Source organism: Arthrobacter bambusae (assembly GCF_022606295.1).
Classification (GTDB): domain Bacteria; phylum Actinomycetota; class Actinomycetes; order Actinomycetales; family Micrococcaceae; genus Arthrobacter; species Arthrobacter bambusae_A.
In genome coordinates this window covers 14394-35646 of record NZ_JAHHZS010000012.1, presented here as the reverse complement: position 1 = coordinate 35646, position 21253 = coordinate 14394, and the positions used below count along the sequence as shown (strand labels likewise).

Below are 21253 nucleotides of genomic sequence, written 5' to 3'. Positions count from 1 at the left end.
AACCGGTTGCGGGCCTACCTTTTATTCATCACCTGATGAATAAGTTATCCCGGAGGCGACGATGTCCCACAGTGCACCAGGAAGTAATGCGCCGGGCATGCCTCCGGCCGTCAAAGCGGAAGGCCTGCACGTCACCCGCGGCCATAAAAAGATCCTGCGCGGCGTGGACTTCGCCATGGAGACCGGGCGGATCACGGGCCTGCTCGGACCCTCCGGGAGCGGAAAGACAAGCCTCATGCGCTGCATCGTGGGGGTCCAGCGGCTCACCGCCGGCAGCGTGGAAGTATTGGGCCGACCCGCCGGTACGCCGTCCTTGCGGCACGACGTCGGATACGTCACCCAGGCACCGAGCGTCTACACGGACCTCAGCGTCGAAGCGAACGTCAGGTATTTCGGAGCCATGCACGGCGTCTCGGCGGCCGACACCGCGGAGGCGATTGCCGCCGTCGGGCTCGAAACGCTGGCACGGCAAAGGACGGCGGACCTGTCCGGCGGCGAATTCAGCCGGGTCTCGCTGGCCTGCGCGCTCGTCTCGCGTCCCAAGCTGCTGATCCTCGACGAACCGACGGTGGGTTTGGATCCCGTCCTGCGTGCCGAGCTGTGGGAACGGTTTGCCGCCATGGCCGAAGCCGGCACCACCCTGTTGGTGTCGAGCCATGTCATGGAAGAGGCCTCGCACTGTTCATCGCTGCTCCTGCTCCGCGAAGGTTTGCTGCTCGCGCAGCTCAGTCCGGCGGAACTCAGCGAGCGGGGCCACAGCAACGACTTGGAACAGGCCTTCCTGCACATCATCCGGGAAACAAGCGGCGTCCCGAATCGCCGGAGTGCCAACGAACGCCAGGTGGCGTCATGAATCCACGGATGATGTTTGCCACCACCAAGCGGGTTTTGGACCAACTGCGCCACGACCACCGCAGCGTCGCCCTCATCATGGTGGTTCCGGCCCTGCTTCTCACGGGCGTCTACTATCTCTACGAGAACGAAACCCTGCCTCCCGGATTCCCCCGGACCTTTGACCGTGTGGGACTCATGATGCTGGCCATTTTCCCGTTTGTGGTGATGTTCCTGGTCACGTCGATCACGATGTTGCGCGAAAGAACCTCGGGGACGTTGGAACGGCTCCTGACGACGCCCATCCACAAAGCCGATCTCCTGTTCGGCTATGCGTTGGCGTTCTCCATCATGGCCGCTCTCCAATCCCTTGTCGCCACGGCTGTGGCCTACTGGATCTTCAACCTGGACATCAAGGGCGGTCCTGGTTACGTCGTGATGATCGCCGTCATCAATGCCGTGCTGGGCGTCGCGCTCGGCCTCTTGTGCTCAGCCTTTGCACGGACCGAATTCCAGGCGGTGCAGTTCATGCCCGTCGTGGTCATTCCGCAGATCCTGTTGTGCGGGCTTTTCGTGGCCAGGGACCACATGAACAGCCTCCTGGAGGGCATCTCCAATGTGCTTCCGCTGACGTTTTCGGTCGATGCGCTCCAGCAGATCGCCGACAACACCGAAGCGACGCAAACCATGTGGCAGGATGCCGGGATCATGGCGGCGATCGTCATCGGAGTACTGGTCCTGGCATCGTTCACCCTCCGACGGCGGACCTCGTGAGCGGCGCCTTGCCTCCCCTGCGGCGGGGACGCCGGAGCGGCGGCAGCGACTCCCGCGAACTGATCCTGGCCACAGCGCGCCGGCTCTTCGCCGAGCACGGTTTCGACGGGACGAGCCTGCGGCAAGTGGCCCGTGAAGCGGAAGTGGACCCGGCCATGGTCCACCATTTCTTCAAGGGCAAGGACGAGCTTTTCGCCCAGAGCATCGAGCTCCCGGCGGATCCCGACGAGGTCCTTGCAGGCGTCGAAGAACTCGATCCTGGGCAACGCGCCGAAGCAATCGTCCGCGCCGTGTTGCGGCTGTGGGAAAGCCCGGCGCAACACGGGCTTGTCGCCTTCGTCAGGGGAACGATCGGTTCCAAGGCCAAGACCGCCTTGCTGCGGGAGATGGTGGCGAGGACCATCCTGTCCAGGATCACGGCGGGCCTTCCCGGCTCCCCCGAGGAGGCGAAAATGCGCGGCAACCTCGTTGCCACGCAGGTAGTGGGGCTCATGCTGATGCGCTACGTGGTCCGGCTGGAACCGTTGGCTTCCGCTTCCCAGGACGAGGTGGTCCGGCTCGTGGCCCCGAACGTCCAGCACTACCTCACCGGCGAGCTCGCCCACCCAACTGACTCGCAGTAGTTGTCGTTATGAACCCTCAAAACGACATCTACTGCGAGTTAGTTGGACCGGTCAGTACGGGGTTGGGCCGGTCAGTACAGGACCGTGGCGAAGGTTCCGAGGCGTTGGAATCCCACGCGCTCGTACGTGGCGCGTGCCCTGGTGTTGTATTCGTTGACGTAGAGGCTCGTGATCGGCGCGAACTTCTGCGCCAGGACCACCACTCCTGCCATGTACCCTGCGCTGAGTCCTTGGCCGCGGAACTCGGGGTTCATCCACACGCCCTGCACCTGGGTGGCCTGGGCGGTGACGGCCCCGAGTTCGGCTTTGAACTTCACTGTGCCGTCCGCGTCGATGTGCACCAGGGAATGGCCTTGCCGGATCAGTCCGGACACCCGGCGGCTGTAGAAGTCCTCGCTCCCAAGAAAAGGTGAATACCCCACTTCTTCTTCGAACATGGCGGCACAGGCGGGCAGGATCCGGTCGAAGTCCGCAATGTTGCCGAAGCCGAGCTGCGGATTGGCGTCGACGGCGGGTGGCCCGGATATGGCCAGGAGCGGCTGGTCGGCACGCACCTCGTGGGCGAAATGCCCCAGTTCCTCCAAGCGCGAATGGAGTGCCAGCACGGTCTCCGCGGGCCCGAAAATCGAGGCATAGCGGCGGCCGGCCCGGTGGGCAACCGCCGCGACGCGTGACGCCAGGTCAGGGTCCAACTGCACCGGAACCAGGTTGGCGCCGGCCCAGCAGGCACCCACCAGGGCGTCGCCGTCGAACACTCCGAAGACGCTCGCGCCACCCGCCGTGGGTGCGGCGCTTCCCGACGAATCGAGGTGCGCCAGAATGAAGACATTCGCTACGGGGTCTTCCATCGCGAGCACGCGAAGGGCCGGGGTGTCGGCAGCGCCGAGCACCCGGACGGAAATCCCATCGGCGGCTGTCTCGCTACGAGACGCTAACCACGGGGCTACCCTTGACAGCATCTTCGCCATCGGCCTCCCCCATCTCTTCGGCGATACGCATGGCCTCTTCGATCAGTGTCTCAACAATCTGGCTCTCGGGGACAGTCTTAATGACTTCGCCCTTCACGAAGATCTGTCCCTTGCCGTTTCCGGACGCCACACCAAGATCGGCTTCACGGGCCTCACCCGGTCCGTTCACCACGCAACCCATGACGGCGACCCGCAGCGGAATCTCCATTCCTTCGAGCCCGGCCGTGACCTGCTCGGCCAGCGTGTAGACGTCCACCTGGGCGCGTCCGCATGACGGGCAGGAGACGATTTCGAGCTTGCGGGGGCGCAGGTTGAGTGACTGCAGGATCTGGTTGCCGACCTTGATTTCCTCAACAGGCGGCGCGGAGAGGGACACGCGGATGGTGTCGCCGATGCCCCGGGACAGCAGCGCACCAAACGCCGTGGCGGACTTGATGGTGCCCTGGAAAGCCGGTCCGGCCTCGGTCACGCCAAGGTGCAGGGGCCAGTCGCCCTTTTCGGCAAGCATCTCGTAGGCCGCCACCATGATGACGGGGTCGTTGTGCTTGACGGAGATCTTGAAATCGTGGAAGCCGTGTTCCTCGAACAACGACGCTTCCCACACGGCCGATTCCACGAGGGCTTCCGGGGTGGCCTTGCCGTGCTTCTTCAGGATGCCGGGCTCCAGGGATCCTGCGTTGACGCCGATCCGGATCGACGTGCCGTGGTCCTTGGCGGCCTTGGCGATCTCCTTCACCTGGTCGTCGAACTTGCGGATATTGCCCGGATTGACGCGCACCGCGGCGCAACCGGCTTCGATCGCGGCGAAGACGTACTTCGGCTGGAAGTGGATATCCGCGATCACGGGAATCTGGGACTTGCGGGCGATGATCGGCAATGCCTCGGCGTCGTCCGCGGAGGGGCAGGCGACACGCACGATGTCGCAGCCGGACGCCGTCAGCTCCGCGATTTGCTGCAGCGTGGCGTTGATGTCCGTCGTGGGCGTGGTGGTCATCGATTGCACGCTGATGGGTGAATCGGAGCCGACGCCGACCGACCCCACCTTGATCTGGCGGGTCTTGCGGCGGGGCGCGAGAACGGGGGGCGGGGCTGACGGCATTCCCAGGCTGACCGAGGTCACGTGGACTCCTTGGGTTGAAATGGGTGGATCGTGGGGCCGGAGTCCGGACTCCGGCCGGTCAAGCTGCTAGGAAGCGTGGGCGGAGAGCATTCCGATCACGGGGTTCCACTCCGATGTCCGGATGCCAGCAATCCCGCGGACGGCGGCGAACGGATCCTCCTTCAGCGTGGCGTTCAACTCGGACTCGTCGGCGGCCTCGAGCAGCAGCAGCGCACCAGCGCCGTCGGTGTAAGGGCCGCTCGCCAGCAGGGTTCCCTGCTCGGCGAGGCTGGCGAGCCAGGCACGGTGGGCAGGGCGGTTCGCGTCGCGCACCTCGGCGGACTCGGCGTCGTACACGTACTCAACAGCGAAAACAGTCATATGGATAGCCTATCCCCCCGGCACAATTCAGCATCAGCCAAAGAGGTTGACGGGCTTGACGATGTCCGCGTAGATCAGCAGCGCGCTCATGGCCATGAGGACACTCGCCACGACGTAGGTAAGCGGCAGGAGCTTGGCGATGTCGAAAGCTCCCGGATCCGGTTTGCCGAACAGCTTGGCGATCCGACGGCGGGCTCCCTCGTAGAGCGCGCCCGCAACATGTCCGCCGTCGAGCGGCAGGAGCGGAACCAGGTTGAAGATGGCGAGGGCGAAGTTCAGTCCTGCGAGGAGTCCCACGAGGGCCCCGATGCGCGATTGCAGCGGAACCTGGTCCATGGCAGCCACTTCACCGGCCACCCGGCCGACACCCACCACGCTGATCGGGCCATTGGGATCTCGCGGCTCGGAACCGAAAGCCGCTTGCGCCACGCCGACCACCCTCGCGGGCAGGTTGAGGATGACTCCGGCAATCTGTTTGATGTTCTCGCCTGCCATCGGAAGAACGGTCGACGCCGGTTGGGGCACCATGGCGGTCTGCGCACCGATGCCAAGGAACCCGACTTGCTCGTACAACGGCTTGCCGTCCGCGCCCTTGGCCTGCTGGCCGTTGTCCCCAACGACGGGGCGCGCGGAAAGCACCGGGGTTACCTGCGTGGTGACGCTCTTGCCGCCACGATCCACGGTGATCTGGACAGACTTGCCGGCGGATGCCCGGATCCAGCCGCTCATTTCAGCCCAACTCGTCACGGGCTTGCCATCGAAGCTGGTGACGACGTCGTTGGGCTGGAGCTTGGCCACCGCAGCCGGGGTCAGCTGGCAGTTCGGGGAGTTCGGATCGACGGTCTCACCGGCCTTGACCTGGCACTTGGACACTTCGGCAATGGTGGTGGTGGCCGAGGACACGCCGAAGCCCATGAGCAGCACCGCGGTCAGGACCAGGCCGATGAGCAGGTTCATGGCCGGGCCACCCAGCATGATGATGACCTTTTTCCAGACCGGCAGCCTGTAGAAGACCCTGTTCTCGTCCCCGGGGCCAACTTCCTCGTGCGCCGCGGACCGGGCCTCGGTGGCGAGCGTCTGGAACATGCCGGTGCTGGACGGCCTGACGCTGCCGTCTTCCTTGTTGGGCGGGTACATGCCGATCATGGCGACGTAGCCGCCCAACGGGATGGCCTTGACGCCGTATTCGGTCTCGCCTTTCCGCTTGGACCACAGGGTAGGGCCGAAACCAATCATGTATTTCGTGACGCGCACTTTGAACAGCTTGGCGGGGACCAAGTGCCCCACCTCGTGCAGCGCAATGGAGACAGCCACGCCGATCGCGACGAAGACGACTCCGAGAATGAACAGAATGACGGGATTCATGCCTTAAGTACTGCTTCCTAAAGGGTGCTGTTGGCTAAACGATCGTGGGTGCGCGTGCGTGCCCACCTCTCAGCATCCAACACGGAGTCCACTGTCAGCTCCAAGGATCCTGAATGTTCGCTGAGGACGGACTCCACCGTGTCCACGATGTCGGTGAACCGGATCCTGCCGGCGTGGAAGGCCTCCACCGCTTCCTCGTTGGCTGCGTTGAAGACCGCCGGGAACGTGCTCCCCTGCTTCGCTGCGTCCTTGGCCAGTTCCACCGCCGGGAAGGCTACCGAGTCGAGGGGCTCGAACGTCCAACTCGTGGCCTGGCTCCAGTCGCAGGGCTTTGCGGCGCGGGGCACGCGGTCCGGCCACCCGAGCCCGAGGGCGATGGGGAGGCGCATGTCCGGCGGAGAAGCCTGGGCAATGATGGAGCCATCCACGAATTCCACCATGGAATGCACCACGGATTGCGGGTGCACCACGACGTCGATCCTGTCCAAGGGGACGTCGAAGAGCAAGTGGGCTTCGATGACCTCCAGCCCCTTGTTGACCAGGCTTGCCGAGTTGGTGGTGACCATCAGGCCCATGTCCCACGTGGGGTGGGCAAGGGCCTCGGCCGGGGTGACGTCGCGGAGTTGCTCGCGGCTACGTCCCCGGAAAGGTCCGCCGGACGCCGTCAGGATGAGTTTCTCGACCTCTTTGTCGGTTCCCGCCCGCAGGCATTGGGCGATGGCGGAGTGCTCCGAATCCACGGGCACGATCTGGTCGACGGCGGCCGCGGCCTTCACCAGTGCGCCGCCGACGATCAGGGATTCCTTGTTCGCCAGGGCCAGGATCGCGCCGGACTTGAGGGCTGCCAGCGTGGGCGCCAGGCCGATCGATCCTGTGATGCCGTTGAGTACGACGTCCGCTTCGATCGCGGCGATCTTGGTGGACGCATCCGGCCCCGTGATGATCGCCGGATCGTAGTTCCGGAGTCCGGCGGCGGAGGCCGCAGCGCCGATGAGTCTCCGGAGTTCATGCGGATCGCCGTAGGCAATGCCGACTGCCTGGGCCTTGGTGTGAACAGCCTGCCGCGCGATGAGTTCAAGGTTCCCGCCGCCCGCGCTCAGTGCCACGACCTCGAAGAGATGCGGGGCGGCGTCGACGACGTCAATCGCTTGAGTGCCGATGGAACCAGTGGACCCGAGGAGGATGATCTTGCGCGGCTGCATTGCTTAAGTATCCCGCACCCCAGGCGTAGCGTTGGTTTGTGGACTGGGTCTCGTGGTTCGAGGCGCCGGACTATGAATTCGCCCGGCAGGTGCTACAGCGCGGCACGGCCGCGCTCTATTTCATCGCATTCCTGTCCAGCCTCAACCAGTTTCCCGCGCTCCTCGGGGAGCACGGGCTCCTGCCTGTTCCGAGGTACGTAGACGTCCACAGGGTCTTGCGCAGGCCCAGCCTGTTCCGTTGGAAGTATTCGGACGCGTTGCTCCGGGCCGTGTGCGCTGCCGGGCTAGCCGTGTCCTTGACCCTCGTGGGCGGGTTGCCGCAGCTGGGCCCGCCGTGGCTTCCCTTGGCGGCGTTCCTGGCGTTGTGGTTGCTCTACATGTCGATCGTCAACGTCGGACAGACCTTCTACGGCTTCGGCTGGGAGATGCTGCTGTTGGAGATGGGCTTCACTGTGGGCTTCCTCGGTTCGGATCAGGTTCCCCCGCCGAGAACCATCCTCGTCCTGCTCGTGTGGCTGCTATTCAGGCTCGAATTCGGCGCGGGCATGATCAAGATCCACGGCGGAAGCGAGTGGCGTGATTTAACCGCCCTGTACTACCACCACGAGACGCAGCCCATGCCGGGGCCATTGAGCCGCCAAGCGCATCTGTTGCCCAAGCCGATGCACCGGATGGAAGTGCTCGGCAACCACTTCGCCCAGCTGGTGGTGCCGTTCTTCCTGTTCGCCCCGCAGCCGCTGGCCACCATTGCTGCCGGAATTGTCGTCTTCACGCAGCTTTGGCTTGTGGGGAGTGGAAACTTCGCGTGGCTCAATTGGTCCGCGATCGTGCTCGCCTTCGCTGCGGTGAGCGACCGGGAGGCCCACGCCGTGCTGCCTTTCATACCGCGACAGCGGTACCCGGCCACGGCTCAGGCCCCGGTGTGGTGGCTCGCCGTCGTCCTCGCGGTGACGGTGCTCCTCGTGGTGCTCAGCTATTGGCCGGCCCGCAACCTGCTCTCTCGGGGGCAGCTCATGAACGCCAGCTTCAACCGGTGGCAATTGGTCAACACCTACGGGGCGTTCGGCACGGTGACAAGGCACCGGGTGGAAATCGTGGTGGAGGGCACCCAGGCCGATGTTCCGGTCGACGAGGCGGATTGGCGCGAATACGGCTTCAAGGGCAAGCCCGGCGACGTCCGCCGGCTCCCCCGGCAATGGGCGCCGTACCACTTGCGCCTCGACTGGCTGATGTGGTTCCTGCCCTTGCGTACGGTGCACGAGGAATGGTTCTACGCGTTCCTCGGCAAACTGCTCGACGCCGATCCGCCCACCTTGCGCTTGTTGCGCCAGGACCCGTTCGACGGCGCGCCGCCGCGTTGGGTGCGGGCGCGCAGCTTCCTGTACCGCTTCGCCACGAGGGCCGAGTTCCGCGAGACTGGGCAGCGCTGGATCCGCATGGAGCTCTACGAGGTCATCGCTCCGTTGTCCCTGCCGAAGTCACGACGGCGCGGTCAATAGCGCTTCAGGAAAGCCGGGCCCTGCGCAACGTGGATTCGGCGTGTTTCAGGATGGGACCGTCCACCATTTTGCCTTTGTATTGGAACACGCCCGTTCCAGCCGCGGCCGCAGCGTCAAGCAGGTCCCGGGCCCCGGCGACGGCCTCGGGCGACGGCGCATAGGCTTCGCGGACGACGGCAACCTGGTTCGGGTGGATGCAGGCCTTCGCGCCGAACCCGCTGGCCACGGCGTCGGCAGACTCGACGGCCAGCCCGGCAAGATCGGGAATGTCGACGTAGACCGAGTCGATCGCTTCCTTGCCTGCGGCCTTGGCCGCGAGCAGCACCGTGGACCGCGAGTGCATTGCGACGGCACGGTAGCCGCCGTCGTCCTTGCGGCTGGAGGTGCCGCCCATGGAGGCGATCAGGTCCTCGGCGCCCCACATGAGTCCGACGACGTTGGGGGCCTGGGCGATCTCAGCCGCGTTGACGATTCCTTTGGCCGTCTCGCAGAGGGCAATGACGTGGTATCCCTCGAGTGCTTTCAACTGTTCACCGGTCTCGGCCTTCGCCAGCATGACGGTGCGGTAGGGAGTATGCGCGAGGCAGTGCAGGTCCTTCTCGAAGTCCGCGGTGCCGACCGGATTGACGCGCACAATCGTGCGGCTCGGGTCGAGTTCGGCCGTCTCGCCGCCGGAGCCGAGCTGGGCGAGGATGGCGCCCCTCGCCCGCTTCTTGTCTGCGGGGGCGACGGCGTCCTCGAGGTCCACGATGACGGCGTCGGAACGCTCAGCGGCCTTTTGGAACCGCTCCGGACGGTCGGCGGGGCAGAAAAGCAAAGCGGGGCCCATGGTGAAGGTCATGTATTGATTGTCCCCTGTTGTGCCTCCAGATGCGCGGTCCGGCTCCACATGAGGCAGGCCCGCGTGGCCAGCGCCACAACCGTCCCGTCCTGGTTGCGGCCGGTGTGTTTCATGGTCACCACGCCCTGCCCGGGACGCGACGACGACTCCCGTTTCCCGGTGATGACAGTCTCCGTGTAGAGGGTGTCACCGTGGTAGAGCGGGTGCGGGAATGAGACGTCCGTGAGGCCCAGTTGGGCAATGATGGTGCCTTGGGTCAGTTGCGTCACGGACTGTCCCACCATGGTGGACAAGGTGAACATCGAGTTCATGAGCCTCTGGCCGAAAGGCTGCTTCGCGCTCCACGCCGCGTCCAGGTGCAATGCTTGCGTGTTCATGGTCAGCGTGGTGAACAGGACGTTGTCCGTTTCCGTGACGGTCCGCCCGGGCCGGTGGGCGTACACGACGCCTTCCTCGAGTTCGTCGAAGTACAGGCCCCGCTGCTCGACAATGCGGGGTTCGGCGACGCCGGATTCGGGGACGTTGGTCATACGGTCAGCTCCTGGTCCTCTTCGAAGAGTTCGACGCCGGTCGCGGCGGCCACGTCCTCGGCGGAGACATTCGGGGCCAATTCGCGCAGGACGAGCCTCGATGCCCCGCCTTCGGACACGACGTCGATCACGGCGAGGTCGGTGATGATCCGGTCCACGCAGCCCTTCCCCGTGACGGGCAAGGAGCATTCCTTGACGATCTTGGGCTTGCCGTTGCGGTCCACGTGCTCCATCATCACGATCACCCGCTTCGCGCCGAACACCAGGTCCATGGCGCCGCCCATGCCCTTGACCATTTTGCCCGGCACCATCCAGTTGGCCAGGTCCCCGTTGGCCGCGACCTCCATCGCGCCCAGCACGGCGACATCCACATGGCCGCCACGGATCATGCCGAACGACGTTGCCGAGTCGAAGAACGCGGCACCCGCGTTGACAGTGACCGTTTCCTTGCCGGCGTTGATCAGATCGGGATCCACTTGATCGTCGGCGGGATAGGGGCCCACGCCCAGGATCCCGTTCTCGGAATGCAGGATCACTTCGACGCCCTCGGGGATGTAGTTGGGAATCAGGGTGGGCATGCCGATCCCGAGGTTGACGTATTGCCCGTTGCTCAGTTCGCGGGCTACGCGGGCGGCCAGTTCGTTCCGCGTCCAGCCTTTGCCCTCGTGGTGTTCGACGCCGGCGCGGCGGTACTCGTGCCTGACCGCCTCGGGACGCGGCGGCACATCCTGGGTGATGTTCGATTCCATGGCTACGCTCCTGCCTGTCGGGTCAACGCGACCGTCCGCTTCTCGATGCGCTTCTCGGTGTCCGGCGCCACCACGACCCGCTGGACGAAGATGCCCGGGGTGTGGATATGCTCCGGATCGAGCTCGCCGGGTTCCACGAGTTCTTCGACCTCGGCGATGGTGATCCGTGCCGCCATGGCGCAGAGTGGATTGAAGTTCATGGCCGTCGCGTGGAAGACAAGGTTCCCGTGGCGGTCGCCCTTCCAGGCGTGGACCAGTCCGAAATCGGGCGTGAGGGATTCCTCCAGGACATAGTCCGCCCCGTTGAAGGTGCGCACTTCCTTGGGTGAGGAAGCGATCGCCACGCTACCGTCGGCGTCGTACTTTTGCGGGAGTCCGCCCTCCGACACCTGTGTCCCGACGCCGGCCGCGGTGAAGAACGCGGGGATGCCGGCGCCGCCGGCGCGCAGTTTCTCGGCGAGAGTACCTTGCGGGGTGAGGACCACCTCGAGTTCACCGGCGAGGTACTGGCGTGCGAACTCCTTGTTCTCACCGACATAGGAGCTGATGGTCCGGCGGATACGCCCGTCCCTCAGCAGGATGCCCAGGCCCCAGTCGTCCACGCCGCAGTTGTTGCTGACGGTTTCAAGGTCCCGGGTGCCTTGATCGTGGAGCGCATCGATCAGCGCCACCGGGATACCGCACAAGCCGAACCCGCCGACGGCAAGAGAGGCGCCGTCGTGGATGTCCTTCACCGCTTCCGCGGCGCTGGCAACAACTTTGTCAATCATCGTTTACCTTCCCTGACGGTTAAAGGCCCAGCTCGCGGGCGATGAGCATCAACTGGACCTCGGTGGTGCCTTCCCCGACTTCCAGGATCTTGGAGTCGCGGTAGTGGCGCGCCACCGTGAATTCGTTGATGAAGCCATAGCCGCCGAACACCTGGGTGGCGTCCCGCGCGTTGTCCATGGCTCCCTCGCCTGCGACCATCTTAGCGATGGCCGCTTCGGTCTTGAACGGCTTGCCTGCCAGCATCCTCGCGGCCGCATCGTAGTAGGCCAGGCGTGCCGTGTGGGCCCGTGCCTGCATGCGCGCGATCTTGAACTGGATGGCCTGGTACTTGCCGATGTTCTGTCCGAAGGCCATGCGTTCCTTGGCGTATTTCACCGACAAATCGACGCAGCCCTGGGCAGCGCCAGTGGCGAGCGCGGCGATGGCGATGCGGCCTTCGTCCAGGATGGACAGGAAGTTGGCGTAGCCGCGTCCCCGGACACCGAGCAGGTTTTCTTCGGGCACCCGCACGTTGTTCAGTGTCAGCGGGTGGGTGTCGGAGGCGTTCCAGCCCACCTTGTTGTAGGCCTTTTCGGCGGTGAAACCGGGCGTGTCGGTGGGAACCAGGATGGTGGAGATTTCCTTTTTGATGCTCCCGTCGTTGCGTTCGTGCTGCCCGGTGACGGCGGTGACGGTGACGAGCCTGGTGATGTCGGTCCCGGAGTTGGTGATGAACTCCTTATTGCCGTTGATGACCCAGCGGCCATCCTCGAGGTGCGCGTTCGTCTTGGTGCCTCCGGCGTCCGAGCCGGCTTCCGGCTCGGTCAGGCCGAAGCCTGCGAGCGCTTCGGCCGAGGTGAGCCGGGGCAGCCAGTGTTCCTTCTGCTCCTGGGTGCCGAAGCGGTACACCGGCATGGCTCCGAGCGATACGCCCGCCTCGAGGGTGATGGCCACGGACTGGTCCACCCGGCCCAGTTGTTCCAGCGCGAGGGCGAGCGCGAAATAGTCGCCGCCCATGCCGCCGAACTCTTCAGGGAAGGGCAGGCCGAAAAGGCCCATCTCGCCCATCTGCTTGACGACCTCGTACGGGAAGCTGTGTTCCTCGTCGTGCTTGGTGGATACGGGGGCCACTACCTCGTCGGCGAATTCCCGGACGGAGTCGCTCAGGTCCTGGTATTCCTCGGTGAGTTCAAAACTTGCCATGGCTAGACTTCCTCGTCTTTCTGGTTTTCTGCTGTAAGTTCAGGGGCCGGTTCCGATGCGGCTTCGGAGGTGGGTTCCGCCAACACGTGGATGGTGGCGAGGACTTGATCTGCCTTCACGAGGTCCCCGGTTTTGCTGCTGAGGTGCACGGTGCCGGACACCGAGGCCACCAGTTGGTGCTCCATCTTCATCGCCTCCACGGAAAGGAGTACCTGGCCTGCTTCCACCTGGTCGCCGTCGTGCACCGAAACGGAGACGACGGTTCCCGGCATGGGAGACCGGACTTCGGGATCCGCGGCGCTTTCTTCGCGCTGGATGGCCGCCAGGATGCGTTGGATCCGGGTCTCGCGGTCCAGGATCTCCAAACGGCAGGACCAGCCGTCGCTGCCGAGCCAGAGCTCGCGCGTCCCGGCCACCGGCGACGGTGAACCGTACGCGAAGGGGTGCTCGGCGCCGTCGAGCACCAGCACCGCATGCCCCGCGGATCCCGGACGCAGGGCGGCAGAATGCTCGACGCCGTCGTCCACTCGCGCCGTGAAGCCCTGCCTTTTCACCGTCAGCCCCACGGTGGCCAGGCCGCCGTCGGGACGTCCGATGGTGGCCTTCCACGGCGCGGGGGCGCCGACGCGCCAGCCGTCGGCGGTGTTCCAGGGTGCAGCCGTTCCAGCAGGAGCCGGTTCCGAGTGGCCGAGCAGTTCTGTCCGGTTGAGCAGTTCTGTCCGGTTGAGCAGCGCGGCGGCGATCAACTCGACGTCGCTCGCTTGACGGAATTCCAGCCCGTCCAGTTTGCGCTCGATCAAGCCGGTGTCGAGGCGTCCGGCGCGGACGTCGTCGTCGTTGATCAGGAGCCGCAGGTATTCGACGTTCGTGTGCACACCCAGCAGCGCGTAGTCCCCCAGCGCGTGGTCGAGGGTGTCCAGCGCCGCCTTGCGGTCCGGTCCCCACGCAATGACCTTGGCGAGCATGGGATCGTAATCGCCGGTGACGGTCAGTCCCGGAAGCATGGCCGAGTCGACGCGGACGTGCGGATCGTTGCTTGCCCGTTCCCGGAGCGTCACGATCTCGCCGATGGACGGCAGGAAACCGCGTTCGGGAACCTCCGCGTAGACGCGTGCCTCCACCGCGTGGCCGTCAAGCACGACGTCGGACTGCGCCACCGTGAGGACCTCACCTGCGGCGACGCGCACTTGCCATTCGACCAGATCGACGCCCGTGACCATCTCCGTGACCGGGTGCTCCACCTGGAGGCGGGTGTTCATCTCCATGAAGAAGAAGTGCTCCGGATCCTCGTCCGCGACCAGGAACTCCACCGTGCCCGCACCGCTGTAGTTGACGCTTCGGGCAGCCTGGCAGGCTGCCTCACCGATCCGCGCCCGGACCTCGGCGCCGTTCGCGAGCGACTCCAGCAAGGGGGACGGTGCTTCCTCGATCACCTTTTGGTGGCGGCGCTGGAGCGAACACTCGCGCTCGCCGAGGTGTATGACGTTGCCGTGGTTGTCGGCGAGGACCTGGACTTCGATGTGCCGGGGCGTTTGGATGAGCCGCTCGAGGAAGAGCGTGTCATCGCCGAAGGCGCTCGCCGCCACCCGGCGGGCCGTCAGCAGGGTCGCCGCCATGTCCTCCAGCCGCTCCACGGTGTGCATGCCTTTGCCGCCGCCTCCTGCCGAGGGCTTGATCAGCAGGGGGAAGCCGACGCCGGGCGCCGCGTCCATCAGTTCCTCGTCACTCAGGCCGGGTTCGGCGATCCCCGGAACGCAGGGGACGCCGTAGGACATGACGTTGTTCTTGGAACGGATCTTGTCGCCCATGATTTCGATGGCGTCGATGCCGGGGCCGATGAACGCGATGCCGCCAGCGTCCAGGGCCTTGGCGAACTCCACGTTCTCGGCGAGGAATCCGTAGCCGGGGTGGACGGCTTGCGCGCCGCTTTGCAGGCAGGCCTCGATGATCGCGTCGATCCGGAGGTAGCTGTCAGCTGCCGCAGCAGTACCGATCCGGACGGCAGCATCGGCTTCGCGCACGTGGCGGGCTCCGGCGTCGGCGTCTGAATAGACCGCCACCGAACGGATGCCCATGGCCTTGAGGGTACGGATGACGCGGCAGGCGATCTCGCCGCGGTTGGCGACAAGTACGGTGTCGAAGGAGTTGATTGTCATGGGGTCACATCCGGAAGAGGCCGAAGGAGGTTTCCGGCAGGGATTGGCGGGAGACGGTATCGAGGGCCATGCCCAGGATGCGCCGGGTGTCTGCGGGGTCGATGATGCCGTCGTCCCAGAGCCGGGCGGTGGAGTAGTAGGGGCTGCCTTGGTCCTCGTACTGCTGCTTGATGGGGGCTTTGAAGGCTTCTTCGTCCTCGGCGGACCATTCCTCGCCGCGGGCCTCGTACTGGTCGCGCTTGACGGTGGCCAGCACGCTGGAGGCCTGGTTCCCGCCCATGACCGAAATCCTGCTGGCCGGCCACATCCAGAGGAAGCGCGGCGAGTAGGCCCGGCCGCACATGGAGTAGTTTCCGGCGCCGAAGGAACCTCCGATTACCACGGTCAGCTTGGGCACGCGGGCGGTAGCCACGGCGGTGACCATCTTGGCGCCGTTCTTGGCGATGCCGCCGTGCTCGTAGTCCTTGCCCACCATGAAGCCGGAGAGGTTTTGCAGGAAGACCAGCGGGATGCCGCGCTGGTCGCACAACTCGATGAAGTGCGCGCCCTTGAGGGCGGACTCGCTGAACAGCACACCGTTGTTGGCGACGATACCCACGGGGTGGCCATGGAGCTTCGCGAATCCAGTCACCAGGGTGGTGCCGTAGTTCCTCTTGAACTCATGGAACCTGGAGCCGTCCACCAGGCGGGCGATGACTTCGTGGACGTCGTACTGGGCGTTGACGTCCGTGGGAACGGCACCATAGATCTCGGCCGGGTCCACCACGGGTTCGACGGCGGCGTCCACGTCCCATGCCGGGGCCGCCGGCTGGGGCAGGGTGGCGACGATGTCGCGGACGATCTGCAGGGCATGCTCGTCGTTTTCGGCGAGGTGGTCCGTCACGCCGGAAATCCGCGAGTGGACGTCGCCGCCTCCGAGTTCCTCGGCCGTTACGATTTCACCGATGGCGGCCTTCACGAGGGGCGGCCCGCCCAGGAAGATGGTGCCTTGGTTGCGGACAATGACGGTCTCGTCGCTCATGGCGGGAACGTAGGCGCCGCCGGCGGTGCAGGATCCCATGACGGACGCGATCTGCGGGATCTTTGCGGCGGACATCTTCGCCTGGTTGAAGAAGATCCGGCCAAAGTGCTCTTTATCCGGGAACACCTCGTCCTGCTTTGGCAGGAACGCTCCCCCGGAATCCACGAGGTAGACGCATGGCAGCTTGTTTTCCAGGGCGATTTCCTGGGCCCGGAGGTGCTTCTTCACCGTCATCGGGTAATACGTTCCGCCCTTGACCGTGGCGTCGTTGGAAACCACCATCACCTGGCGGCCGTGGACCAAGCCGATGCCCGCGATCACGCCGGCGCCCGGCGAGTCATCGTTGTACATCCCGTTGGCCGCCAAGGGGGCGATCTCCAGGAAAGGGCTTCCTTCGTCCAACAAGTAGTTGATGCGCTCGCGCGGCAACAGCTTGCCCCGGGAAATGTGCCGCTCGCGCGACTTCTCCGGGCCGCCGAGCGCGGCCACGGCAAGGCGCTTCTTCAGCTCGTGTACCAGGGACAGCTGCGCTTCCGCGTTGGCCGCGAACTGGTCGCTGCTGGTATCCAGCTGGCTGGCGAGTGTCTCCATCGACTGTGTCCCATCCCGGCCCATGGGCCATCTCAGTTAGTACCGCATAACTGGAATTTAGGTTAGTCTCTATTAACTGTGTTGTCCATCGCCTCCGCACCGGGCCACCCCGGTGCCGGCGCCGAAGTGGACGCGTGCAAAAGGAGGAATTGTGGTCACCTTCCAACGGAGCTCCCAGCAGGACGGCCCTACCCCGCGGAGCCCCAAGCAAGAGAGCCCGACCCAAAGAAGCCAGGCCAAGGAAACACGGCGCAAGGCCCTCCTGACCGCCGCAGCCGGGTTGTTCGCCGCCGACGGTTTCAACCGCGTGTCCCTTGAGGACCTGGGTGCCGCGGCTGGAGTCAGCGGTCCTGCCGTGTACCGGCATTTCCCGGGGAAACAAGCCGTACTGGCCGAGTTGCTGTTGAGCGTGAGCCGGAACCTGCTCGACGGCGGACGCACCGTGGCGTCCGAGGCCCCTGACGCCGAAGCCGCGTTGCACGGACTGGTGGAGTTCCATGTGGACTTCGCCCTCAGCAATCCCGATGTCATCCGGGTCCAGGACCGCGACTTCAGCAACCTCAGCAACGCCGACCAGGCCGAAGTCCGCACACTGCAGCGCAATTACGTGGAACTGTGGGTGGGTGTGCTTGGCGAACTTCATCCGGAAACCGATCCCGCCGAACTCCGGGTCCGCGCCCACGCCGCCTTCGGCCTCATCAACTCGACACCGCACTCGGTCCGGCACCATGGACGACGCATGGCGGTCAAAACCGCGAGGCCCATCCTCGAACGCATGGCCCTCGCGGCCCTGACGGCGCGCTAACCTCCCGCCTGCCAGGCCCAACTGGCTCGCAGTTGTTGTCGTTCTGAGCGTTCAAAACGACAACAACTGCGAGTTAGTTGGGCCGGGGAACCGCTAGATCATCGTCATGACGGTGGCAGGGTCGGACAGGATCGCGCCCAGGTCGGCCAGGAACTTCGAGCCCTGTTCGCCGTCCACCAGCCGGTGGTCGAAGGACAGGCTCAGGGATATGACCTGGCGGACTGCGAGCTCGTCGTTGTGCACCCACGGGGCCTTGCGCACCGATCCGAGCGCGACGATGGCAGCCTCGCCCGGGTTCAAGATGGGGGTGCCGGCGTCGATCCCGAACACGCCGATGTTCGTGATCGAGATAGTCCCGCCCGTCAGGTCTGCCGGGGAGGTCTTGCCCGAACGCGCCGTGTCCGTGAGAGCCGACAACGCCGTGGACAGTTCCAGCAGCGTCATCCGGTCCGCGTCTTTGATATTGGGAACAGTCAGGCCCCGCGGCGTGGCGGCGGCGATACCCAGGTTGACGTAGTTGAACTGCACGATCTCCTGTGCGCCGTCGTCCCAGCGCGAGTTCAGGCTCGGATTCCTGCGGAGGGCAATCAACACTGCCTTGGCCGCGATGGTCAGCGGCGTGAGCTTGTAGCCGGCAAATTCGCGGCTGGCCTTGAGCCGCGTCAGCAGTTCCATGGTCGGAGTGACGTCCACGGTGAGGAACTCCGTAACGTGCGGCGCCGTGAAGGCGCTTTGCACCATGGCGGCTGCCGTGAATTTCCGGACTCCCTTGATGGGCGTGCGGGTCTCGCGTTCAGTTGAAACCCCGACGGCGGACACAGCGGCGGGGGCGACCTCGGGAGCCGAAACCTGCGCCTGGGACCCGGAAGCGAAGTCCTGGACGTCCGAACGGGTGATCAGGCCTCCCGGTCCGGTTCCTTTGACCAGCTCGAGGTCGATTCCGAGATCCCTCGCCAGCTTGCGGACCGGAGGCGTGGACCGTGGACGCTCCTGCTCCGCTGCAGTCTCGCTTGCAACCGCGGGCGGTGCCGTAGTTTCGACGGTGGAAACGGGCGCGACGGCGGGAACGGGCGCGACGGCGGGAATGGGCTCCCGGACTGGCTCGCGTTCGGTGGCGCCTGCGTCAAAGCTCCGCTGGCGTCGGGCGGGGCGTCCGGACTTTTCGACGACGGCACCGTAGCCCACGAGGTTCGGCTCGCGCTTGGCCGCGCTCTCCGCCGGGCTCGGGGCGTCCCCGGGGGAAGCTCCCGCATCGGAACCGCTAGCACCGGAAGGTGAGGCTCCGGCGTCGTCGACCTCAAAGGAGACGATCGGCTTGCCGACCTCCACAACGGAACCGGCCTGTTCGTGCAAGGCGGCGACGGTTCCGGCGAAGGGCGAAGGCAACTCAACTACGGCCTTCGCCGTCTCGACCTCGGCAATGACCTGGTTCAACGTCACGGTGTCCCCCACCGCGACCTTCCAGCTGAGAATTTCCGACTCGGTGAGTCCTTCGCCGAGGTCGGGCAGCCTGAATTCCTTGATCATGGTGGCGCTCATCCTTCCAGCCCGCTCAGGGAGTTGCCGCGGCCGAGTGCGCGGTCCACACCGTCAAGGATCCTGTCCAGGTCCGGCAGGTGGTGCATCTCGAGCTTTGAGTACGGGTACGGGATGTCGAACCCGGTGATCCGGACCGGCGCCGCTTCAAGGTAGTTGAAGCAACGCTCCGTGATGCTGGCGGCGATTTCGGCGCCGAGCCCGCCGGACTGCGCAGCCTCATGCGTGATGACGAGCCTGCCGGTCTTGCGGACGGATGCCTCCACTGCCGGGAAGTCGATCGGAGCAAGCGAGCGCAGGTCGATGACCTCCACGGAGACTCCTTCGTCGGCGGCGGCCATGGCGGCGTCGTTCGCGGTCTTCACGAGCGGTCCGTACGTCACCAAAGTGACGTCGCTGCCTGGAGTGACCACCCTTGCCTTCTCCATGGACAGCGCCGTGGAAAGCTCCGCCGTCTCGTCCACTTCTCCCTTGTCGTGGTAGCGGCGCTTGGGTTCGAAGTAGAGCACCGGGTCGTCCGAGGCGATGGCCTGCTGGATCATGGTGTACGCGTCCTGCGGGTTGGAGACGCTGATGACGCGGAGTCCCGAGGTGTGCGTGAAGTAGGCTTCCGGGGACTCGGAGTGGTGCTCGGGCGAACCGATTCCGCCGCCGAAGGGAACCCGGATGGTGATGGGCATCTTGACGCGGCCCTGGGTCCTGTAATGCATCTTGGCTACTTGGCTGACGATCTGGTCGAATGCCGGGTAGATGAAGCCATCGAATTGGATTTCGCAGACCGGCCGGTAGCCGCGGTAGGCCAGTCCGACGGCGGTGCCGATAATCGCGGATTCGGCCAAGGGAGTATCAACCACCCGGTGTTTGCCGAAGTCTTTCTGGAGGCCGTCGGTCACACGGAAAACGCCGCCGAGCGCTCCGATGTCCTCACCCATGAGGACAACTTTGGGATCGTTTTCGAGGGACTTGCGCAGGCCGGCGTTGATGGCGCGGGCGAAGGTCAGCTTGCTCATCAGAGGGCACCTTCCTGGGTTGATCCGCTGAAGCTTTCCAGATAGCGGGAGTAGTGGTCCTTCTGGCGTTCGATCCAGGAGTTGGGCGTGCTGTAGACGTGCTTGAAAAGATCGAGGGGCGCGGGATCGGGCATGTTGATGACTCCTGCCCGCAGGTCCCTGGCCACCTCGTCCGCTTTGGCCTGGGTCTTGGCTTCGACCTCTTCCGTCAGGAGTCCCTTGGTCCGAAGGAGCGCCTTGAGCCGGGTAATCGGGTCCTTGGCTGCCCAGTCTTCAAGTTCATTGGCGTCGCGGTAACGGGTGGGATCATCCGCCGTCGTGTGCGGGCCCATGCGATAGGTCACCGCTTCGATGAAGGTCGGTCCGCCGCCGTTGCGGGCCCGGTCCAACGCAATGCGCGTGGCAGCCAGGACAGCCAGGACGTCGTTCCCGTCGACCCGCATGCTGGGGATTCCGAAGCCCGAAGCACGGTCGGCGATCTGGATGTGGGACTGAATCCGGACGGGTTCCGAGATGGCCCAGTGGTTGTTCTGGCAGATGAAGACCACGGGTACCTGGAAGCTCGCCGCGAAGACCATGGCCTCGTTGACATCGCCCTCGCTCGTGGCGCCATCGCCGAAGTAGGAAACTGCCACGGAGTCCGCTCCGTCGTACTGGATGCCCATCGCGTAGCCGGTTGCGTGCAGCGATTGCGAGCCGATGATGATCTGTTGGGTGGCGATGTTGTGGCGGTACGGGTCCCAACCGGCCGAAGCGTTGCCGCGCCACGCGCGGACCAAATCCGTTGGCTCCACGCCGCGGCAGTAGGCAACGCCGTTGTCCCGATAGCTGGGGAAGACAAAGTCGTCGTCCCTGAGGGCCCTGCCGGAACCGATCTGGGAGGCTTCCTGGCCCAGCAGTGGCGGCCACAGGGCCAGCTCACCCTGACGCTGCAAGGCCGTGGCCTCGGCGTCGATACGGCGGATGACCATCATGTCCTCGTACAGCGAGCACAGTTGCTCGTCCGTGACATCGCTGACCCAGAGATCGAACTCCGGGTGGCTGATGCGTTCCCCTTCCGGGGAAATCAGTTGGACCAGATCCCCGCCGGTCCGACGCGGGCTTGCTGCACTGATTCCGGGATTCGGCACCTTGTAGGCGTCCTGGCCGGGTTCGTCCGTCAACACAGTTGATCGCACCTTTCAGCTCGTGCTCGCAGGCCTTTGGAGGGACTTGTGATCCACCCGCAGGCCAGCATCCGGGCGTCGTCGCCTGGATTAATTGTGACCCTACTCACAATGCTCATTGGGTACAACCACCGTTGAAAATCCTGCGCATTC

The 21253-nt window shown here is 65.1% G+C and carries 20 protein-coding genes; 5 read left to right on the top strand and 15 right to left on the bottom strand.

Annotated features, from left to right (window positions below; translation table 11 throughout):
- Positions 1–97 precede the first annotated feature (97 nt).
- From KNN17_RS10315 to KNN17_RS10305, 3 genes are read left to right on the top strand one after another with little or no spacing between them, the layout of a single operon-like run.
- Entirely contained in the window at positions 98–853 is a 756-nt protein-coding gene (locus tag KNN17_RS10315) for an ABC transporter ATP-binding protein (protein WP_241708763.1), read from the top strand.
- Positions 854–861: 8 nt separating this feature from the next.
- Positions 862–1605: an ABC transporter permease gene (locus KNN17_RS10310; protein WP_241708898.1), complete on the top strand. Its 744-nt coding sequence runs from the start codon at positions 862–864 to the stop codon at positions 1603–1605.
- Complete coding sequence (locus KNN17_RS10305; RefSeq protein WP_241708761.1) at positions 1602–2228, top strand: TetR/AcrR family transcriptional regulator; 627 nt, start codon at positions 1602–1604, stop codon at positions 2226–2228. Before KNN17_RS10310 ends, KNN17_RS10305 begins: the two co-directional genes overlap by 4 nt.
- Positions 2229–2299: 71 nt before the next feature.
- On the opposite strand, the gene KNN17_RS10300 is transcribed toward KNN17_RS10305, so the two are convergent.
- From KNN17_RS10300 to dxr, 5 genes are all read right to left on the bottom strand, one after another.
- Positions 2300–3187 carry a GNAT family N-acetyltransferase gene (locus KNN17_RS10300; protein ID WP_241708897.1) on the bottom strand — a complete coding sequence of 296 codons (888 nt, stop codon included), beginning with the start codon at positions 3185–3187 and terminating at the stop codon, positions 2300–2302.
- Positions 3150–4316, bottom strand: coding sequence for a flavodoxin-dependent (E)-4-hydroxy-3-methylbut-2-enyl-diphosphate synthase (gene ispG / locus KNN17_RS10295; RefSeq protein WP_241708760.1), 1167 nt, complete (start codon positions 4314–4316; stop codon positions 3150–3152). The genes KNN17_RS10300 and ispG overlap by 38 nt, the downstream gene beginning before the upstream one ends.
- Positions 4317–4382: 66 nt before the next feature.
- A complete protein-coding gene (locus KNN17_RS10290) occupies positions 4383–4676 on the bottom strand; it encodes a YciI family protein (RefSeq protein WP_078105709.1) in 294 nt (97 codons plus the stop codon).
- A gap of 33 nt (positions 4677–4709) precedes the next feature.
- On the bottom strand, positions 4710–6041 hold the full coding sequence (locus tag KNN17_RS10285) for a M50 family metallopeptidase (RefSeq protein ID WP_078105710.1): 1332 nt from the start codon (positions 6039–6041) through the stop codon (positions 4710–4712).
- 17 nt (positions 6042–6058) lie between these two features.
- Positions 6059–7243 carry a 1-deoxy-D-xylulose-5-phosphate reductoisomerase gene (gene dxr, locus KNN17_RS10280; RefSeq protein WP_241708757.1) on the bottom strand — a complete coding sequence of 395 codons (1185 nt, stop codon included), beginning with the start codon at positions 7241–7243 and terminating at the stop codon, positions 6059–6061.
- Between the two features lie 38 nt (positions 7244–7281).
- On the opposite strand from dxr, the gene KNN17_RS10275 reads away from it, so the two are divergent.
- Complete coding sequence (locus KNN17_RS10275; RefSeq protein ID WP_241708755.1) at positions 7282–8742, top strand: lipase maturation factor family protein; 1461 nt, start codon at positions 7282–7284, stop codon at positions 8740–8742.
- A 4-nt stretch (positions 8743–8746) separates the two neighbouring features.
- Here KNN17_RS10275 and KNN17_RS10270 read toward each other — a convergent pair whose 3' ends face one another.
- Genes KNN17_RS10270 through KNN17_RS10240 form a run of 7 tightly spaced genes read right to left on the bottom strand, consistent with a single transcriptional unit; the run spans position 8747 to position 16583 of the window.
- Entirely contained in the window at positions 8747–9583 is an 837-nt protein-coding gene (locus KNN17_RS10270) for an HpcH/HpaI aldolase/citrate lyase family protein (RefSeq protein WP_241708754.1), read from the bottom strand.
- Entirely contained in the window at positions 9580–10113 is a 534-nt protein-coding gene (locus tag KNN17_RS10265) for a MaoC family dehydratase (RefSeq protein ID WP_241708752.1), read from the bottom strand. The genes KNN17_RS10270 and KNN17_RS10265 overlap by 4 nt, the downstream gene beginning before the upstream one ends.
- Positions 10110–10862, bottom strand: a complete 753-nt coding sequence (locus tag KNN17_RS10260) for a CoA transferase subunit B (RefSeq protein ID WP_241708750.1) — start codon at positions 10860–10862, stop codon at positions 10110–10112. Before KNN17_RS10260 ends, KNN17_RS10265 begins: the two co-directional genes overlap by 4 nt.
- A gap of 2 nt (positions 10863–10864) precedes the next feature.
- Positions 10865–11632: a CoA transferase subunit A gene (locus tag KNN17_RS10255; protein ID WP_241708748.1), complete on the bottom strand. Its 768-nt coding sequence runs from the start codon at positions 11630–11632 to the stop codon at positions 10865–10867.
- A 19-nt stretch (positions 11633–11651) separates the two neighbouring features.
- Positions 11652–12815 carry an acyl-CoA dehydrogenase family protein gene (locus tag KNN17_RS10250; protein WP_241708747.1) on the bottom strand — a complete coding sequence of 388 codons (1164 nt, stop codon included), beginning with the start codon at positions 12813–12815 and terminating at the stop codon, positions 11652–11654.
- Positions 12816–12817: 2 nt separating this feature from the next.
- Positions 12818–14971, bottom strand: coding sequence for an acetyl/propionyl/methylcrotonyl-CoA carboxylase subunit alpha (locus KNN17_RS10245; RefSeq protein WP_241708745.1), 2154 nt, complete (start codon positions 14969–14971; stop codon positions 12818–12820).
- Between the two features lie 4 nt (positions 14972–14975).
- The gene (locus tag KNN17_RS10240) at positions 14976–16583 is read right to left on the bottom strand and encodes a carboxyl transferase domain-containing protein (protein WP_241708743.1); all 1608 of its coding nucleotides are present in this window, start codon (positions 16581–16583) and stop codon (positions 14976–14978) included.
- Between the two features lie 151 nt (positions 16584–16734).
- Here KNN17_RS10240 and KNN17_RS10235 point away from each other — a divergent pair, with 151 nt between their 5' ends.
- The gene (locus KNN17_RS10235) at positions 16735–17388 is read left to right on the top strand and encodes an SACE_7040 family transcriptional regulator (protein WP_078105720.1); all 654 of its coding nucleotides are present in this window, start codon (positions 16735–16737) and stop codon (positions 17386–17388) included.
- A gap of 93 nt (positions 17389–17481) precedes the next feature.
- On the opposite strand, the gene KNN17_RS10230 is transcribed toward KNN17_RS10235, so the two are convergent.
- The 3 genes from KNN17_RS10230 to pdhA are packed head-to-tail and all read right to left on the bottom strand — an operon-like array spanning position 17482 to position 21100.
- Positions 17482–18927, bottom strand: a complete 1446-nt coding sequence (locus KNN17_RS10230) for a dihydrolipoamide acetyltransferase family protein (protein WP_241708741.1) — start codon at positions 18925–18927, stop codon at positions 17482–17484.
- A complete protein-coding gene (locus KNN17_RS10225) occupies positions 18924–19934 on the bottom strand; it encodes an alpha-ketoacid dehydrogenase subunit beta (RefSeq protein WP_078105722.1) in 1011 nt (336 codons plus the stop codon). The genes KNN17_RS10230 and KNN17_RS10225 overlap by 4 nt, the downstream gene beginning before the upstream one ends.
- Positions 19934–21100 carry a pyruvate dehydrogenase (acetyl-transferring) E1 component subunit alpha gene (gene pdhA / locus KNN17_RS10220; RefSeq protein ID WP_372489655.1) on the bottom strand — a complete coding sequence of 389 codons (1167 nt, stop codon included), beginning with the start codon at positions 21098–21100 and terminating at the stop codon, positions 19934–19936. The genes KNN17_RS10225 and pdhA overlap by 1 nt, the downstream gene beginning before the upstream one ends.
- Between the last annotated feature and the right edge of the window lie 153 nt (positions 21101–21253).

What these genes read in the sequence shown, in the direction of transcription:
- KNN17_RS10270 (WP_241708754.1), bottom strand. Translation starts at nt 9,583, where the DNA reads ATGACCTTCACCATGGGCCCCGCTTTGCTTTTCTGCCCCGCCGACCGT.
- KNN17_RS10255 (WP_241708748.1), bottom strand. Translation starts at nt 11,632, where the DNA reads ATGATTGACAAAGTTGTTGCCAGCGCCGCGGAAGCGGTGAAGGACATC.
- KNN17_RS10315 (WP_241708763.1), top strand. Translation starts at nt 98, where the DNA reads ATGCCTCCGGCCGTCAAAGCGGAAGGCCTGCACGTCACCCGCGGCCAT.
- KNN17_RS10230 (WP_241708741.1), bottom strand. Translation starts at nt 18,927, where the DNA reads ATGAGCGCCACCATGATCAAGGAATTCAGGCTGCCCGACCTCGGCGAA.
- KNN17_RS10310 (WP_241708898.1), top strand. Translation starts at nt 862, where the DNA reads ATGATGTTTGCCACCACCAAGCGGGTTTTGGACCAACTGCGCCACGAC.
- dxr (WP_241708757.1), bottom strand. Translation starts at nt 7,243, where the DNA reads ATGCAGCCGCGCAAGATCATCCTCCTCGGGTCCACTGGTTCCATCGGC.
- KNN17_RS10245 (WP_241708745.1), bottom strand. Translation starts at nt 14,971, where the DNA reads ATGACAATCAACTCCTTCGACACCGTACTTGTCGCCAACCGCGGCGAG.
- KNN17_RS10240 (WP_241708743.1), bottom strand. Translation starts at nt 16,583, where the DNA reads ATGGAGACACTCGCCAGCCAGCTGGATACCAGCAGCGACCAGTTCGCG.
- KNN17_RS10300 (WP_241708897.1), bottom strand. Translation starts at nt 3,187, where the DNA reads ATGCTGTCAAGGGTAGCCCCGTGGTTAGCGTCTCGTAGCGAGACAGCC.
- KNN17_RS10285 (WP_078105710.1), bottom strand. Translation starts at nt 6,041, where the DNA reads ATGAATCCCGTCATTCTGTTCATTCTCGGAGTCGTCTTCGTCGCGATC.
- KNN17_RS10265 (WP_241708752.1), bottom strand. Translation starts at nt 10,113, where the DNA reads ATGACCAACGTCCCCGAATCCGGCGTCGCCGAACCCCGCATTGTCGAG.
- KNN17_RS10250 (WP_241708747.1), bottom strand. Translation starts at nt 12,815, where the DNA reads ATGGCAAGTTTTGAACTCACCGAGGAATACCAGGACCTGAGCGACTCC.
- KNN17_RS10290 (WP_078105709.1), bottom strand. Translation starts at nt 4,676, where the DNA reads ATGACTGTTTTCGCTGTTGAGTACGTGTACGACGCCGAGTCCGCCGAG.
- KNN17_RS10260 (WP_241708750.1), bottom strand. Translation starts at nt 10,862, where the DNA reads ATGGAATCGAACATCACCCAGGATGTGCCGCCGCGTCCCGAGGCGGTC.
- KNN17_RS10225 (WP_078105722.1), bottom strand. Translation starts at nt 19,934, where the DNA reads ATGAGCAAGCTGACCTTCGCCCGCGCCATCAACGCCGGCCTGCGCAAG.